Source organism: Brevundimonas sp. UBA6550, assembly GCF_002434505.1.
In the GTDB taxonomy this organism is placed as follows: domain Bacteria; phylum Pseudomonadota; class Alphaproteobacteria; order Caulobacterales; family Caulobacteraceae; genus Brevundimonas.
In genome coordinates, this window is record NZ_DJKE01000004.1 from 170542 (window position 1) to 186827 (window position 16286).

The following is a 16286-nucleotide window of genomic DNA, read 5'->3' on the forward strand; positions in this document are numbered from 1 at the left end:
ATGTTCGGCAAGCGCACAGGCCAGCCCGGCGTCGCCCCGGCGCCCCCGCGACCCGCCCCGGCGGCCGCGCCGGTCGCGGCCGCGCCCGTGTCGGTGTTCAGGACGGAAAGCGCGCCCCTTGCGCCGACGCAAACTGCCGCGCCCGCCTATGCCTTCGCCGACGACGACTTCGAACCGGCGGCCGAGGCCTTCGCGCGCGCCGACGCGCCATCGGCCGCTGGCGCTTCGGCGTCTATCGATCGATTGGACGCCCTGGCGTCCCGCCCGCGTCCCAAGCCCGAGGCGCCGCGCCCGGCCACGAGCGGCGCGGGCCCCAAGCCCACCGCCGGGCTGGAGCAGCTGAAAAAGGCACAGGCGGTCGCCGAGATCGTCCGCGAACAGAGCGACTACTATCACGCCACGAAGACGACCATCTTCAACGCCCTGATGAACACCATCGACCTGTCTCAGCTGGCGCAGCTGGACCAGAAGGCGGCGTCCGAGGAAATCCGCGACATCGTCTCCGAACTGGTGGCGATCAAGAACGTCTCCATGTCGGTCGCCGAGCAGGAACATCTGGTCCAGGACATCGTCAACGACGTCCTGGGCTACGGGCCGCTGGAGCCGCTGCTGAGCCGCGACGACATCGCCGACATCATGGTCAATGGCGCCGGCCGGGTCTTCATCGAGGTCGCCGGCAAGGTCCAGCTGACCAACGTCCGCTTCCGCGACAACACCCAGCTGATGAACATCTGTCAGCGGATCGTGTCGCAAGTCGGCCGCCGCGTGGATGAATCCAGCCCCATCTGCGACGCCCGTCTGCCGGACGGGTCGCGCGTCAACGTCATCGCTCCGCCGCTGGCGATCGACGGCCCGACGCTGACGATCCGAAAGTTCAAAAAGGACAAGCTGACGATGAAGAACCTGGTGGAGTACGCCTCCATCAGTCCCGAGGGCGCGCGCGTCCTCGGCGTCATCGGCGCCTCGCGATGCAATCTGGTCATCTCGGGCGGCACGGGGTCGGGCAAGACGACCCTGCTGAACACCCTGACCGCCTTCATCGACCCGACCGAGCGCGTCATCACCTGCGAAGACGCCGCCGAACTGCAACTGCAGCAGCCGCACGTCGTGCGCCTGGAGACCCGTCCGCCCAACCTGGAAGGGCAGGGCACGATCACCATGCGCGATCTGGTCAAGAACTGCCTGCGGATGCGCCCGGAGCGGATCATCGTCGGCGAGGTGCGCGGACCCGAGGCCTTCGACCTGCTGCAGGCGATGAACACGGGCCACGACGGCTCCATGGGCACGCTGCACGCCAACAGCCCGCGCGAAGCCATCAGCCGGATGGAATCGATGATCACCATGGGCGGATACGGCCTGCCGTCGCGCACCATCCGCGAGATGATCGTGGGCTCGGTGGACGTCATCATCCAGGCCGCCCGCCTGCGCGACGGCTCGCGCCGGATCACCCACATCACCGAGGTCGTGGGCCTGGAAGGCGATGTGATCGTGACCCAGGACCTGTTCGTCTACGACATCACCGGGGAGGACGAGCACGGCAAGATCGTCGGCCGACACCGTTCGACCGGCATCGCCCGCCCGCGCTTCTGGGACCGCGCCCGCTATTATGGGCTGGAGCGTGAACTGGCCGACGCCCTGGACTCGGCGGAATAGATCATGCTGCCGATCCTCGCCGCCGTTCTGGCCTTCATCACCATCGGCGGCCTGGGCTGGGTCTTCGTCGGCGGCGAGGATTCCTCGTCCCAGGCGGTCAAGCGCGCCCAGGCCATCGGCGACGGCAAGAAGAACCCCGCCATCGCCCGCAAGGCCGCCGCCGCCAATACGCCCGAAGCGCGCCGCAAGCAGATACTGGTCCAGCTTCAGGAGGCGGATCGGCGCGACCGCAAGGCGCGCACGACCCTGGACGCGCGCCTGAAACAGGCGGGCCTGAGGATGGGGGCGCGCGCCTTCTACATCGTCTCGGCCGTCGTCGGGGTGATCGCCCTTCTGGTCGCCCTGGTGCTGGGCCTGCCGATCCTGGTGGTGATCGGCGTGGGGCTGATCTTCGGCCTGGGCGTGCCGCGCTGGGTCATCGGCTTCCTGGCCAAGCGGCGGACAAAGAAGTTTTCGCTGGAGTTTCCCAACGCGGTCGACATCATCGTGCGCGGCATCAAGTCGGGTCTGCCGGTCCACGAGTGTTTCAAGATCATCGGCCGGGAAAGCCCCCTGCCGCTGGGACCGGAGTTCCAGACGCTGGTGGAGGGCCTGGGCGTGGGCATGACGCTGGAGCAGGCGTTGGACAGGATGTACCAGCGGATGCCGACGCCCGAACTGCGTTTCTTCACCATCGTCATCGCCATCCAGCAGAAGACCGGCGGCAATCTGGCCGAGGCGCTGAGCAATCTGTCGTCGGTTCTGCGCGCGCGCCGGATGATGGGCGAGAAGATCAAGGCCCTGTCGTCCGAGGCCCTGGCCTCGGCCGGCATCATCGCCTCCCTGCCGCCGGCGGTCATGCTGATGGTCATGCTGACGACCCCGGCCTATATGATGCCGCTGTTCAACGACGTCCGCGGCAATTTCATGCTGCTGATGGCGGCGGTGCTGATGGCCACAGGCGTCTTCGTGATGAAGCGCATGATCTCGTTCAAGTTCTGAGGCGGGCGGCATGGAAGGTTTCATCCGCTTCATCACCGATCCGCAGAACCTGCTCAGCATCGGCGTGGGGGCGCTGGTCTTCGCCACCGTCCTGACCCTGCTGTCGTCGATGACCGGCGGGGTGAAGCTGGACAAGCGGATGAAGGCGGTCGCCGAACGCCGCGACGACCTGAAGCGCCGTTCGCGCGCCAGTATGGCCGCCGGCCAGGGCGGGCTGCGTCACACCGACGAGGGGTTCAAGAAGCGGGTCGTGGACCGGCTGAACCTGACCAAGCTGCTGGAAGACCCCAAGGTCGCCGGACAGATGATCCAGGCCGGCTTTCGCGGCCCCAAACCGCTGACCACCTTCTACTTCTTCCGCTTCGCCTCGCCGATCCTCTTCATGATCGTGGCGGCCTTCTACATGTTCGTCATCAAGGTCGTGGACTGGCCCACGATGAACAAGCTGACGCTGGTGATGGCGGCGGCGGTGGCGGGCTTCTATGCGCCCAACCTCTATTTGAAGAACCGCATCGACAAGCGCCGCACCTCGATCATGCAGGCCTTTCCCGACGCCCTGGACCTGATGCTGATCTGCGTGGAGGCCGGGATGTCGATCGAGGCGGCGATCACCAAGGTCAGCCAGGAGATGGGGCCGTCGTCCATCGACCTGGCCGAGGAACTGTCGCTGCTGTCGGCCGAGTTATCCTATCTGCCCGACCGACGGATGGCCTATGAAAACTTGGGCAAACGGACCAACCACCCGGGCGTGAAGGCGGTGGCCACCGCCATGACCCAGGCCGAGACCTATGGCACGCCGCTGGCCAATGCGCTGCGCGTCATGGCTAAGGAAAACCGCGACCTGCGTCTGTCGGCGGCCGAGAAGAAGGCGGCGGCGCTTCCGGCCAAACTGACCGTGCCGATGATCCTGTTCTTCCTGCCGGTGCTGTTCATCGTCATCCTGGGCCCGGCGGTCCTGAACGTCATCGACATGATGAAGGCCGGAAACTAGGCCGTTTCGGCGGCGGTCTTCAGCCCCTCGGCGATGGCCTCGTGGGCCTTGCGGATCGCGGGGCGGTGCTTGTCGTGGAACAGTTCGCCGCGCAGGCCGGAGAAGCGCACGCCGGCCGCGACGATGCAGTTGCCGGGCGCCAGTTCCTCGATCTGGATGTAGCGCAGGCTCTGGAACAGGAAACCGCGCCGTTCCGCCCAGACCAGCCGCCCGCGCGGTTGCCATTCGACGATCTGCGCCAGGGCCTGATGCGGCGCCATCTCGGGCCAGGCCTCGGTCATGGTCAGACGGCCGCCATAGGCGATGACGCCCTCGACCTCGGTGTCGACCGGATTCCAGGCGCTCCAGCCGGCCAGGTCCGCGACCAGATCCCAGATCCGGTCCGAGGTCGCCTGAACCCCGACGCGCTTTTCGATGCGTGTGTCATCCATGGTTTCGCTCTGGCACGGCTTGCCGCTCGAAGAAAGGCGCCAGTTCGACGCCCGCCTAGTTCGGCTCGGCCGCCTTCAGCCGTCGTCCGTCGTCCAGCCCCAGCCGCGTCTTGACCTCGAACAGATCGGCGCCGGCCGGCACGATCAGCAGCTTCTTGGGCTCGGCCGTATTGACCGCCACCACCGCCCCCTTGGGGCAGACGTCGAAACAGTCGGCGCCGGTGACGACCAGTTCGCCCTTGCGGCCCGACTTTCCCTTCTTGAGGCGAAGGTATTTCCGCAGCGCCTTCTTCAGCGTCAGATCGCCGTCGGGGCCGAAGCCGCCGTCCAGCTTCTTGGAGCATTTGCGGCACACCAGGACCACGTCCCGCCACTGCGTCTTCGCGCTCTTGAAGTCCTTCTCGGCCATGCGGACAGAAATCGCCGTTCGCGACGCCTTGCACAAGCGGTCGCGGCGCCGTCACCTGCGAACGGGCTGAAAATTTCACGGGACCTTCACATGCGCCGACTGTCCGCCGTCTCTACCCTGGCGTTGCTGCTCGCGGCCGGCGCAGCCCGGGCGCAAGCTGTCGATGCGGCCAGCGTCGACGCCGCCGTGCAGCGTGTCCTGCCCGAGGTCGTGACCTGGCGTCGAGACTTTCACCAGCATCCCGAACTGGGCTTCGCCGAGACCCGTTCGGCTGGAGTGATCGCCGAGCATCTGCGGTCGCTGGGGCTTGAGGTCCGCACCGGCGTCGGCAAGACCGGGGTGATCGGCATATTGCGCGGCACCCGGCCGGGCCGGACGGTCGCCCTGCGCGCCGACATGGACGCCCTGCCGGTGAAGGAGGCGACGGGTTTGCCCTTCGCCTCGACCGCGATCGGGAACTACATGGGCAATACGGTTCCGGTGGCCCACGCCTGCGGCCACGACATGCATATGGCCATGCTGATGGGGGCGGCCGAGGTGCTGGCGGGGATGAAGGACCGGATCGCCGGCACGGTGGTCTTCGTCTTCCAGCCGGCCGAGGAGGGCGCGCCTCCGGGCGAGCCCAAGGGCGGGGCGGCCCTGATGATCGCCGAAGGGGCGCTGAACGATCCCAAGCCCGAGGCCATCTTCGGCCTGCACGTCGTGCCGGGGCGTCCGGGCAGCGTCTTCTATCGGCCGGAAGGGTTCATGGCCGCCTCCGACCGCGTGGACATCAGCTTGAAGGGGAAACAGACGCACGGCGCCTGGCCCTGGCGCGGGGTCGATGTGATCGCGGTGGCGGGCCAGGTGGTCGAGACGGTCAACACCCTGACCGCGCGCACGGTCGATCCGACCACGACCCCGACCGTCTTCACCATCGCCACGATCAACGCCGGCGTCCGCTACAACATCATCCCCGACAGCGCCTGGCTGGCCCCGGTCCTGACCGAGGCGGCGGGCGAGGGGAACGTCAACCCCGCCACGCCCCCGACCACGGTGGCCGAGGACTTCAGCTATTTCCAGCAGGTCATCCCCGGCGTCTTCTACCACCTGGGCGCCAGCCCCGACGGCGTGGACCCCGCGACCTCCGCGCCCAACCACTCGCCGGAGTTCTCGCCGAACGAAAAGGTCCTGCCGCTGGGGGTGAAGACGCACGTCCTGACGGCGCTGCGGTTTCTGGAGCAGAGCTGACTACGGCATGAACAGGCGATCGCGAAGCTTCATGGGCTTTGCCGAGCCCAATCATCGGAGTTGCGCCTTGAACCAGACCGAACTCCCCTTCGAACCTTGGCGGTTCGTGCCGATGCAGGGCACGATCAATACGCGCGACGTCGGCGGCTATCCCACGACCGATGGTCGGGTCGTGGTGCGGGGGCGAATCTACAGAAGCGCGAATCTGGCGCAGTTGAGCGACGCTGACGTCGAACGGCTAGCCGATCTGGACATCACCACGGTGGTCGATTTCCGCGGTCCAAAGGAAGCTTCCGACGATCCGGACCATCTTCCCGCAGGCGCCGATTATGTGAACAGTCCCATCATCGGCAGCACCAGGGGCGACGAGATCGACGACGCAGCCATCGCCAGGATGATCGCCGCCGCCGGGCTTCCGCCGACCATGCTGGATCGCGCCAGGGTCACGCCGCATGGCCCCTTCTACAGAATGCTCTATCTGGTCGACAGCTATGGGACCGAACAGCATGTGCTGCGTCTTAGAGGCTATCGCGCCTTGTTCGAGAAGCTGCTGGCCTTGCCGGCCGGCGAGAACCTGCTGTTTCACTGCACCGGCGGCCGGGATCGGACAGGCGTGGGGGCAGCCCTGCTGCTAAGGACCCTCGGCGTGTCGGTTCAGTTGATCGACGCGGATTTCGTGGCCACCAACCGCTATCTTCAAGTTGATCGCGACGATCCCGACGCGGTGGCCTTCCTGAAGTTCAAGTCGGCGAATGTTTTTCTCCAGCCCTCGTCGAACCGCTACTTCGCCGACGTCGCCCGGCAGTTGGGGGCGACGCCCGATGTCCTTCGCGGGGCGGTGGAGTTGAAGGCGGTTCTGCTGCACAGGATGTACGCCGCCATCGACCGGCTGTACGGCGACTTCGACGCCTTCTCGCATCAAGAACTGGGTGTCGGCCGCGAAGAGCGCAACCGTTTGAGAGCTTTGTACACCCAGCCGTGACAAGCGCCGCCCTTCTCGTGGCGCCTTTTGTCCCAATGGCGGCTAATGGGCCGAGTTGGCGATCAGCGTCTGGATGTCCCTGGGCTTGGCCAAGGTCGCGCCCTGCGTCGAATAGGTGGTCAGCTTGCCGTTTTCCCACAGGCCCACTTCCAGGGCCCTCTGCGTCGGGTCGATCAGGATATAGGCGGCGTTCGTCCCGCCTTCGTGCGCCTTGTTTCCCGAGGTGTAGAGAACCGATCCCTCGCGCTCCAGCGGCGATTGGGTCTGCATATGGGTCGCCAGCGTCTCATATTTCGCGCCGAGCAGGGTCTTGAGTTCGGGCGTGACGGCGCTGTCCTCGATCAGCTTGCTGGCGTTGGGATACTGGCCGACCAGGGCGTTCAGCGAGGACCAGTCGGCCTGCGCCGGTGCGGCGGGCGGAGGGGCGACATCGGTCGGCGCGGTCTGCGGCGGTGCGGCGGATGGCGCGGATTTGTCGGACCGCTCGGGGGAGCCGCAGGCCGCGATGGAAAGGGTCAGGGCGGAGACGAGGGCGAGGGGCGTGGCGCGCGGCGACATGGCGATCATCCTTCCAGCGGTTTCGGATCAAACGTGAAGGGCGAGCGGCCCGTTCCGTCAGACGCGCAGTCTGTCCATCGCCGTCTCGATCACCCGGCGATAGACCGCCGTCAGCGCCTCCAGCTCCGCCGTTGGAACCCGTTCGTCGACCTGGTGCATGGTCTGGCCGACAAGGCCCAGTTCCAGCACCGGGCACAGGGCGCGGATGAAGCGGGCGTCGGAGGTGCCGCCGGTGGTGGAGGCTTCGGGGCGGCGGCCCAGTTCGGCCTCGACCGCGTCCTGCACGGCGCTGACAAAGGCGCCGGGCTGGGTCAGGAAGGCCTCGCCCGAACACAGATGCTCCAGCGTGATCTGAAGCCCGGTCTCGGCTTGCATGGCGCCGGCCTCGCGGTTCAGCCAGTCGATCAGGCCATCGCCGGTATGGGTCGGGTTGAAGCGGATGTTCAGCCGCGCGGTCGCCTGGGCCGGAATGATGTTGGTCGCCGGATTGGCGATGTCGATGGTGGTGATCTCCAGGTTCGACGGGGGGAAACCCTCATAGCCGTCGTCCAGCACATGGTCGTTCAGCCGGGTCATCAGCCGGGCGATCACCGGCGCCGGATTGGCCGCTCGCTCGGGATAGGCGACGTGGCCCTGCTTGCCCTGGACCGTGATCCAGCTGTTCAGCGAGCCGCGCCGCCCGACCTTGATCATGTCGCCGAGATGTTGCGACGACGACGGCTCGCCGACCACGCAGGCGTCGATGACCTCGCCCTCGGCGGCCAGGGCCTCGACCACGCGCTTTGTGCCGTGAAGGGCCGGGCCTTCCTCGTCGCCAGTAATCAGGAAGGAGAGGGAGCCTTCGGGTTCGCCGTCCGCCAGCACGTGCGATACGGCCGCGACCCAGGCGGCGATTCCGCCCTTCATGTCCACCGCGCCCCGGCCATAAAGGACGCCGTCCTTCACCTCGGCGTTGAAGGGTTGCGACGTCCATTGATCCGACGGCCCGGTCGGAACCACGTCCGTATGGCCCGCAAAGCACAGGTTGGGCGAGGATGTTCCGCGCCGGGCGTACAGGTTCTCGATCCGGGCATCGACTCCGACGCCGCTGGGCCCTTCGAAAGCCAGACGACGGCAGGTGAAGCCCAGCGCCGTCAGATGGCGCTCCAGCACATCCATCGCCCCCTCGTCGGCGGGCGTGACGGACGGGCGGCGGATCAGCGCCTGGGTCAGTTCGACAGGATCGATAACGGGAGTTGATGCGCGGCTCATGCGCCTATGCTTTAGGGAAATCGTGCGAAGGCGAGAAGGCGTAATGCTCAGGTTCGGCGCAGACCGGCCCCGATGGGTTTCCGCCGCCGCCATTGCGAAATAGGTTCGACCGACCGTGACCATAGAATCCATCGACACCGGCCCCGCCGCCCCGCCCGTTCCGCCGCCTCCGCCAGAAGGCCCGTCCAGCCCGTGGGGCATTCGCGACTTCCGCCTGCTTTGGTTCGGGCGCGTGGTCGCCGTGCTGGCGATCCAGATTCAGTCCTCGGCCCTGTTGTGGCAGGTTTATGAGATCGCGCGGCGGGACCATCCGGTTGAGGAGGCCAGCCTGTATCTGGGCCTTGTCGGTCTGTGTCAGTTCCTGCCGCTTCTGGCCTTCACCCTGCCGGCCGGGGCGATGGCGGATCGGCGCGACCGGAAGCGGACCGTGTGGATCTCCATCCTGGTCGAGGCGGCCTGCGCGGGGTCGTTCCTGGCCATGGCGCTGCACGGCGCGCCGCCGCTGTGGGGGCTGCTGGCCGTCGCGGCCCTGTTCGGCGCGGCGCGGGCCTTCCTGGCGCCGGCCAGCCAGGCCTTCCTGCCGATGGTGGTGGGTCGCAAGGCCCTGCCGCCCGCCATCGCGGCCCAGTCCATCGCGTTCCAGACCGGCGCCATCGCCGGACCGGCCCTGGGCGGGGTGATCGTGGGGGTCAATGTGCCCCTGGCCTATGCCGTGTCGCTGGGGATGTTCCTGTTGGCGGTCGCCGCCTTCATCCTGATCCGCACCAGCGGCAAGCCCGCGCCCCAGACCAACCCGCTGTCGCCGGTGGATTCGGTCAAGGAGGGGCTGGCCTATGTGTGGAAGACCAAGATCGTGCTGGGCGCCATATCGCTGGATCTGGTGGTGGTGCTGCTGGCGGGCGTGGCCCTGCTGACGCCGATCTTCGCGCGCGACATCCTGCACGTCGGCCCGCAAGGGTTCGGCCTGCTGCGGGCGTCGTTCGGGGTGGGCGCCATGGTCATGGCCATCTATCTGAGCCGCTATCCGATCGTGCGGCATGGGGGCGTGTGGATGTTCGCGGCGGTGGCGGTGTTCGGCATCTGCACCATCACCTTCGGCCTGTCGCGCATCGTCTGGCTGTCGGGCCTGGTCCTGTTCATCGGCGGGGCGGCGGACATGATCAGCGTCAATGTGCGCCAGACCCTGATCCAGTTGGCCACGCCCGACCACATGCGCGGGCGGGTGTCGTCGGTGTCCATGCTGTTCATCGGCGCCTCGAACGAACTGGGCGAGGCCTATTCCGGGGTCATGGTGCGCCTGCTGGGCGCGGTGGGCGCGGCGGTCTTCGGCGGCTTCGGCGCGCTGGCGGCGACCGGCGCCTGGTCGGCGATGTTCCCGGGGCTGAGGAAGGCGGATCGATTAACGTGAGCCGTGACGGGTGAATCGCGAGCCGTGACTGAGCCCGGCTCCAATCACGATTCACGCTTCACCACTCACGCTTCACCACACCCTGAAATGCTTCGACAGCTTCAGGCCCTGGTTCTGATAGTGGCTGCCGCTTTCGCCATACAGGCGGCTGGGGCGTTCCGTCAGGGGTTCATACACCAGCCGGGCGACGATCTGGCCGTGTTCCAGCAGGAAGGGGGTGTCGTGGGTGCGGACCTCCAGCACGCCCTTGGAGCCCGCGCCATGCGCTTCGTCCGTGCCGAAGCCGGGGTCGAAGAAGCCGGCGTAGTGGACGCGGAACTCGCCCACAGACGGGTCGATGGGGGTCATTTCGGCGGCCTGATCGACCGGGATCTCCACGTCGTCGGACGAGGCCAGGATGTAGAACTCGCCCGGATCCAAGAGCAGCTCGCCACGACGTAGGCTCAGCGGCTCCCAGAAGTCGCGCGGATCGTGGCCGTCGATATGGTCCAGATCGACCACCCCGGCATGGCGGCGGCCGCGGAAGCCGACGATGTCGCCGCCCTGCAGATCGACGCCGACCGAGCGGGTCTCCAGCTTCGGCGGATCGCCAGCCTTCAGCCGCAGCTGGTTCAGGCGGGTGCCGGGGCGGACCAGGATGGAGAAGGTCTGGGGCGCGACCTCCAGATAGAGCGGGCCGTCGTAGCCTTCGTCCACGTCGTCGAAACTGGCGCCGCGATCGGTCAGCAGGCGCACGAAGACATCGACCCGGCCGGTCGAGCTTTTCGGATTGGCGCGGGCGATCAGGCCCTGGGGCAGTTTCAGCCGCTCCTGCAGGCGCACGATATAGACGCAGCCCTTTTCCAGCACGACGCCGGCGTCGGTGATCGCGATGGCGTGCATGGCCACGTCGGCGATCCGTTCCTCGACCTTGCGCTTGCCGGGCAGGAAGGAGGCGCGCACGCGCCACGCCTGGTCCGACAGGCGCAGGTCCAGGCTGGCGGGCTGGACCTGATCGTGATCGAACGGCGTGTCGGACGTGACGGCGCCGGTGGCGATCAGCGTCTCGATGGACTGGGCGGGAAGGATGCCGGGGCGCGGCGCCTGGAAAATGCTCATGGCGTCTGTCTCACACGGTTTTCACGACTTGTCTTCAAGTCGCGCTTGCAGCCCGCGCGCGGCGGGGCGAGCATATAGCCCATGCACGATGGTCCTGCCTATAGCGCCGAAACGAACGGCATCCTGATCCGGGTGCGGCCCAGCTATCTGGCGGGTCAGTCCGATCCCGAGGCGGGGCGCTGGGTCTGGGCCTATCAGGTCGAGATCGTGAACCTGTCAGGATCGACGGTTCAGCTGATGGCGCGCCGTTGGACCATCACCGACGGCCACGGCCATGTCGAGCAGGTCGCCGGGCCGGGGGTGGTGGGAGAGCAGCCGGTGATCGAAGCCGGCGCCAGCTATTCGTATGCGTCGGGCTGTCCGCTGAGCACCGACAGCGGGTCCATGGTCGGCGCCTATTCCATGACGGATGCCGAGGGGCGCAGTTTCGAGGCGGAGATTCCGGCCTTTTCGCTGGATACGCCGGATGCGCGGCGAGTGTTGAACTAGCGGAAAGGCGGAAGGGGCTGCGTCAACCCGGATGAACCGCAGCCCCGCCCCTAAGATCTCGCCGGCTTGCTTGCGCGAGCCGGCGAGGGGGATCTGCGCGAAGCGTCGCGCTTAAGTCGTGCGAAGCGCGATAGCGCGCTTAGATGTAGCGACGCAGGCTGCGGGCCAGGTCGGACGAACCGTCCTTGCCGCGCTTGACTTGGGGCTGATAGGCGACGCGGGCGTGTTCGACGCAATAGACGCCTTCCGAGGCGCGGCGGCCGCAGAAGCTGAACTCGCGCGACGACGGGTCGCCGATCGGCCATTTGCACATGTGGGCCCCCAGGGTCATGACCGTGGCGGTGCCCGGCAGGTCCGGCATCGGGGCGGGGACGGGCGCGGCCGGCTGGACCGGCTTGGGCTGGACGGCTTCCAGACGGCGCGGGGCCGAAGGCTGGGTCGGCGCCGGGGCCGGCGCGGCGGCGGCCGGACGCGGGCGGGTGGTGCGGAAGGTCGCGGCGACGGTGCGCGCCGGCTGCGACGGGGCGGCCCGGCCCGACAGGCCCAGACGGTGCACCTTGCCGATCACGGCGTTGCGGGTGACCCCGCCGCCCAGTTGCTTGGCGATCTGGCTCGCGGACTGGCCCTCAAGCCAGAGCTTCTTCAGCGCGCCTACGCGGTCGTCGGTCCAGCCTGCGGTCATGCCACCCTCCAGCGAGTTTGGATTCAATATCTAGGGTCAGGCTTCCCCTCCGGGGGCTTGACCTACAACTAATCGTAAACCAGCCGTTAAGAACCGCAAGATGTGCGAATCATCCTGTCCACAGAAACCAGATGTTGAATCATCGTTAAGGTTAAGGCGGGGTCGTGAGGGGTGACGCGGGAATCGTGAACGGGGCGATTGCATCGAGACAGTCACGCTTCACCACTCGCCACTCACGACGCCCTTGCGAAGCGAGGCCCCGGAGCGCATCTGGCGGGCCATGACTGAGACGACACCCGACCTGATCGCAACCCGTCCCTCCGGCCTGCCGCAGCCGCGTCGCTATCCGGGGATCAACTGGATCGGGGTGCAGACCCTGTATCTGCGCGAGGTGCGGCGGTTCTGGAAGGTGGGGGCCCAGACGGTGGCGGCGCCGGTGGTGACGACCCTGCTCTATATGCTGGTGTTCGTGGTGGCGTTGCAGAACGCCCGGCCGCCGCTGCACGGCACGCCGTTTGCCTTGTTCGTCGCGCCCGGCCTGATCATGATGGCCATGCTGAACAACGCCTTCGCCAACGCCTCGTCCAGCCTGATCCAGGCCAAGATCATGGGCACGGCGACGGACTTCCTGACCCCGCCGCTCAGCCCGCTGGAGCTGACGCTCGGCTTTACGCTGGGGGCCGCGACGCGGGGTCTGGCGGTCGGCCTGGTCACGGCGATCTGCGTCCTGCCGTTCGCGCCGCTGGGGATCGCCAACATCCTGGCGGTCGTCTGGTTCGCCCTGGCGGCCAGCTTCATCATGGGCATGACCGGCGTTCTGGCCGGTCTGTGGAGCGAGAAGTTCGACCATCTGGCGGCGGTCCAGAACTTCATCGTCATGCCGATGACCTTCCTGTCGGGCACCTTCTATCTGGTCGACAACCTGCCCGAGCCGTTCCGGTCGATCAGCCACTACAACCCCTTCTTCTATCTGATCGACGGCTTCCGCTACGGCTTCATCGGCCATGCCGAGAGCAATCTGACGGTCGGCGTGGTCGGGTCGGCGGTTCTGATGGCCGCCATGGGCGCGGCCTGCTGGTTGGTGTTCCGCTCGGGCTGGCGCCTGAAGAGCTAGATCGCTACCTGTTGCGGATCGCTCCTCCCAGGAAGGTCCGCCAATGCTGTTCCGTTCGCTCGTCGCCGCCACGGCCCTGTTGGCCGCTGTCCCCGCCTTCGCCCAGGAAGCCACGCCCCAGGCCGGGGACCGGCCCGACATCGCCGCCGGCGCCGCCCAGTTCGTCAAGCCCACCAACGCCGAGCGGACCCAGGTCCTGGTCGGGTTTCTGACCACCCTGGGCTTCACGCCCGAAGTTCAGACCTTCGAGGGCGGCAATCGCACGACCGGCCCGATGCAGGGCTCCAACGTGGTCGTCACCGTGGGGCAGGGCGACAAGGACATCGTGATGACCGCCCACTACGATGCGGTCAAACTGCGCGACGGAACCCTGTCGCAGGGCATCGTCGACAACGTCGGCTCGGTCATGGCCATGATGGAGGCAGCCAAGACCCTGGACATGGCGCTGGAAGGCCAGCCGGTCGCCCACCGCTTCGTCTTCGTCTTCACCGACCAAGAGGAGCTGGGCCTCTTGGGCGCCAAGGCCTTCCTTGAGACGCACGGCAAGGACCGCATCGCCGCCGTCGTCAACGCCGACGTCGCCGCCTATGGCCAGACCATCATGTACGGCGAGAACAACGGCGAGCAGTCGCGCTTCGTGCTAGAAACGCTGCGCAGCCTGTGCGCCGAGCGCAACTTCGACTGCATGCCCTATCCCACCTATCCGCCCAGCGACGACCGCGCCTTCTCGGCCGCCGGCGTGCCGGTGGTGTCGCTGGGAACCCAGGACGCGATCGGCGCCCACCAGATGTGGCTGGCCTTCAACGGCGGCGAGAACAACGGCCTGAAGGAGGGCTTCGTCCCGCCGGTGTTCCAGCGCATCCACTCGACCGAGGACAGGCTGTCTTATCTTAAAGGCGTGGACGTCGCCCGGTTCGGCCTGTTCATCGCCGACCTGGGCCTGGCCCTGGACAAGCGGCTGGTCGAGAACCAGGCCAAGGCCGACGCCGTCGCCGCCGAAACCGCGCCTGCGCCAGGCGGCGAAGACTGATGATCGTCGTCGAGGCGGCGGGCGTCCAGCCGACGCCGCGCGAGGGCCGGGCCGCCGTCAAGGCGTGGCCTGGGGTGCGGCGCTGGACGACCCTGCCCACCCTGTTCGTGGGCGTCGTCATGATGTCGACCATGGTGCTCTGCTTCGGTCTGTCGTCCGACCGTGTCGGCTGGATTCTCGGCTTGCAGCTCGTCGGGATTTACGGCTTCGTCGGCCTGTCGATCCTGGCGAACCTCAAGGTCATGGCGGCGGGTCGTTCGACGCCGCTCGGTCAAAGACCCAGCGACTGGCGCATCGACGGTCAGGGGTTGACGATTTCGGGGCCGGATTTCGAGAGCCGCATCGGCTGGCGCAGCCTGATCGCCGTGGTGGAGGAAAAGGATCGAATGGTCTTTGCGGCCACGCCCAACACCAACTTCGTCCTGCCCCTGCGCGTGTTGGACGCCGATCAGGTCCAGGCGGTGCGGACCCTCGTCGCGGATGTCCGCGCGCGGGGCCTGCTCGGCGCCGGTGTTGACTAACACCTTCACTAATCCGACAACGCCTTTCCGTATCAATCCGGCTCCGTCGCTCGCGGCGGAGCCGTCTCGCTTTTGGAGGTCTTGGTCCCGTGTCCACTGAACATCTGATGGGTGTCTACAATCGCGCGCCGCTGGAAGTGGAACGCGGCCGAGGCGCGCGTCTGTGGGCGACCGACGGGACCGAATATCTCGATTGCGTCGCCGGCATCTCGACCAACGGCCTGGGCCACGCCCATCCCGAACTGGTCCAGGCGGTCAAGGATCAGGCCGAGAAGCTGTGGCACGTGTCCAACATCTTCCGCATTCCGGGCCAGGAAGCGCTGGCCGACGCCCTGTGCGACTCGAGCTTCGCCGACGTGGTCTTCTTCACCAACTCGGGCACGGAAGCGGTCGAATGCGCGCTGAAGACGGCGCGCAAATATCATTCGGCCAATGGAAGCCCTGAGCGGATCGACATCTACGGCTTCGACGGCTCGTTCCACGGTCGGACCTATGGCGCCATCAATGCGGCGGCCAACCCCAGCTACACCGAGGGCTTCGGTCCGCCGATGCAGGGCTTCCACCAACTGACCTGGGGCGACAAGGAGGCGCTGAAGGCCGCCTTCGAAAACCCGACCACTGCGGCCGTCATCCTGGAGCCGGTTCAGGGCGAGGGCGGATGCCGCGAGACGCCGGTCGAGGATCTGCGCTGGATGCGCCAGATGGCCGACGACAACGGCGTGCTGTTGATCTTCGACGAGGTTCAGTGCGGCATGGGCCGGACGGGCAGGCTGTGGGCGCACGAATGGGCCGGCATGGCGCCGGACATCATGGCGGTGGCCAAGGCGCTCGGCGGCGGTTTCCCCATCGGCGCCTGCCTGGCCTCGGCCAAGGCGGCCAAGGGCATGACGGTCGGCGTCCATGGCTCCACCTTCGGCGGCAATCCGCTGGCCATGGCCGTGGGTCAGAAGGCCCTGTCGCTTATCAATACGCCCGAGACCCTGAGCAACGTCGCCGAGATCGCCGGCTATCTGAAGCAGCAGCTGGCGGGCCTTCAGGCGCGCTTCCCCGACGTGATCGTGGACGTGCGCGGCAAGGGCCTGCTGATCGGGGTCAAGCTGGTCCCGAACAATCGCGAATTCATGGCTCTGGCGCGCGATACCCAGCAGTTGCTGATCGCCGGCGGCGGCGACAACTGCGTGCGCCTGCTGCCGCCGCTGAACCTGACGCTGGACGAGGCGCGCGAAGCCATCGCCCGCTTCGAAGGCGCCTGCGAGGCGGCGCGCGAGACGCTGGCGGCATGAGGTTCCCTCTCCCGTCGGGAGGGGGCTTGAGCCTCGCAGAGCGCAGCGATGCGTCAAGGCGAAAGGGTGAGGGTCGCACCTCGCCGGCCAAGACCGAACCCTCACCCTTTCGCGCAAGTCCGAGCGCCTGCGGCTCTCGGGCGCTTAAGCCCTCTCCCAACGGGAGAGGGTGGAG

The 16286-nt window shown here is 67.2% G+C and carries 17 protein-coding genes; 11 read left to right on the forward strand and 6 right to left on the reverse strand.

All coding sequences use genetic code 11. The features are described 5' to 3' along the window. From B3Z70_RS03875 to B3Z70_RS03885, 3 genes are read left to right on the forward strand one after another with little or no spacing between them, the layout of a single operon-like run. On the forward strand, positions 1–1653 hold the full coding sequence (locus B3Z70_RS03875; RefSeq protein ID WP_292044716.1) for a CpaF family protein: 1653 nt from the start codon (positions 1–3) through the stop codon (positions 1651–1653). A 3-nt stretch (positions 1654–1656) separates the two neighbouring features. Beyond that, entirely contained in the window at positions 1657–2634 is a 978-nt protein-coding gene (locus B3Z70_RS03880; RefSeq protein WP_292023780.1) for a type II secretion system F family protein, read from the forward strand. Between the two features lie 10 nt (positions 2635–2644). Further along, positions 2645–3625, forward strand: a complete 981-nt coding sequence (locus tag B3Z70_RS03885; protein WP_292023782.1) for a type II secretion system F family protein — start codon at positions 2645–2647, stop codon at positions 3623–3625. Here the strand turns inward: B3Z70_RS03885 and B3Z70_RS03890 are convergent. Both B3Z70_RS03890 and B3Z70_RS03895 read right to left on the reverse strand, forming a co-directional pair. Next, positions 3622–4056 (reverse strand): SRPBCC domain-containing protein, encoded by a 435-nt coding sequence (locus tag B3Z70_RS03890; protein WP_292023784.1) that lies wholly within the window; start codon positions 4054–4056, stop codon positions 3622–3624. The two genes, B3Z70_RS03885 and B3Z70_RS03890, sit on opposite strands and share 4 nt — an antisense overlap. Before the next feature lie 55 nt (positions 4057–4111). Then, positions 4112–4465 carry a hypothetical protein gene (locus tag B3Z70_RS03895; protein ID WP_292023786.1) on the reverse strand — a complete coding sequence of 118 codons (354 nt, stop codon included), beginning with the start codon at positions 4463–4465 and terminating at the stop codon, positions 4112–4114. 90 nt (positions 4466–4555) lie between these two features. Between B3Z70_RS03895 and B3Z70_RS03900 the strand changes: the two genes are divergently transcribed. Together B3Z70_RS03900 and B3Z70_RS03905 are read left to right on the forward strand one after the other, a co-directional pair. Further along, a complete protein-coding gene (locus tag B3Z70_RS03900) occupies positions 4556–5695 on the forward strand; it encodes an amidohydrolase (protein ID WP_292023788.1) in 1140 nt (379 codons plus the stop codon). 67 nt (positions 5696–5762) lie between these two features. Beyond that, positions 5763–6677, forward strand: coding sequence for a tyrosine-protein phosphatase (locus tag B3Z70_RS03905; protein ID WP_292044718.1), 915 nt, complete (start codon positions 5763–5765; stop codon positions 6675–6677). 42 nt (positions 6678–6719) lie between these two features. Here the strand turns inward: B3Z70_RS03905 and B3Z70_RS03910 are convergent, their stop codons facing one another. Both B3Z70_RS03910 and dapE read right to left on the reverse strand, forming a co-directional pair. After that, a complete protein-coding gene (locus B3Z70_RS03910; protein ID WP_292023794.1) occupies positions 6720–7235 on the reverse strand; it encodes a hypothetical protein in 516 nt (171 codons plus the stop codon). A gap of 57 nt (positions 7236–7292) precedes the next feature. Next, positions 7293–8486: a succinyl-diaminopimelate desuccinylase gene (dapE, locus tag B3Z70_RS03915; protein ID WP_292023795.1), complete on the reverse strand. Its 1194-nt coding sequence runs from the start codon at positions 8484–8486 to the stop codon at positions 7293–7295. A 121-nt stretch (positions 8487–8607) separates the two neighbouring features. Here dapE and B3Z70_RS03920 point away from each other — a divergent pair, with 121 nt between their 5' ends. Continuing rightward, on the forward strand, positions 8608–9894 hold the full coding sequence (locus tag B3Z70_RS03920; protein WP_409410508.1) for an MFS transporter: 1287 nt from the start codon (positions 8608–8610) through the stop codon (positions 9892–9894). Between the two features lie 72 nt (positions 9895–9966). Here the strand turns inward: B3Z70_RS03920 and B3Z70_RS03925 are convergent, their stop codons facing one another. After that, positions 9967–10992, reverse strand: a complete 1026-nt coding sequence (locus B3Z70_RS03925; protein ID WP_292023800.1) for a 2'-deoxycytidine 5'-triphosphate deaminase — start codon at positions 10990–10992, stop codon at positions 9967–9969. An 81-nt stretch (positions 10993–11073) separates the two neighbouring features. On the opposite strand from B3Z70_RS03925, the gene apaG reads away from it, so the two are divergent. Beyond that, positions 11074–11481, forward strand: coding sequence for a Co2+/Mg2+ efflux protein ApaG (gene apaG / locus B3Z70_RS03930; RefSeq protein ID WP_292023802.1), 408 nt, complete (start codon positions 11074–11076; stop codon positions 11479–11481). A gap of 139 nt (positions 11482–11620) precedes the next feature. On the opposite strand, the gene B3Z70_RS03935 is transcribed toward apaG, so the two are convergent. Then, on the reverse strand, positions 11621–12163 hold the full coding sequence (locus tag B3Z70_RS03935) for a GcrA family cell cycle regulator (protein ID WP_292044720.1): 543 nt from the start codon (positions 12161–12163) through the stop codon (positions 11621–11623). Between the two features lie 280 nt (positions 12164–12443). Here B3Z70_RS03935 and B3Z70_RS03940 point away from each other — a divergent pair, with 280 nt between their 5' ends. The 4 genes from B3Z70_RS03940 (at position 12444) to B3Z70_RS03955 (ending at position 16111) form a co-directional block, all read left to right on the forward strand. After that, positions 12444–13277, forward strand: a complete 834-nt coding sequence (locus B3Z70_RS03940) for an ABC transporter permease (protein ID WP_292023453.1) — start codon at positions 12444–12446, stop codon at positions 13275–13277. A 43-nt stretch (positions 13278–13320) separates the two neighbouring features. Continuing rightward, positions 13321–14307, forward strand: coding sequence for a M28 family metallopeptidase (locus B3Z70_RS03945; RefSeq protein ID WP_292023455.1), 987 nt, complete (start codon positions 13321–13323; stop codon positions 14305–14307). Beyond that, the gene (locus B3Z70_RS03950; RefSeq protein ID WP_292023457.1) at positions 14307–14828 is read left to right on the forward strand and encodes a YcxB family protein; all 522 of its coding nucleotides are present in this window, start codon (positions 14307–14309) and stop codon (positions 14826–14828) included. Before B3Z70_RS03945 ends, B3Z70_RS03950 begins: the two co-directional genes overlap by 1 nt. A gap of 89 nt (positions 14829–14917) precedes the next feature. Continuing rightward, complete coding sequence (locus tag B3Z70_RS03955) at positions 14918–16111, forward strand: aspartate aminotransferase family protein (RefSeq protein ID WP_292023459.1); 1194 nt, start codon at positions 14918–14920, stop codon at positions 16109–16111. Positions 16112–16286: the final 175 nt, after the last annotated feature.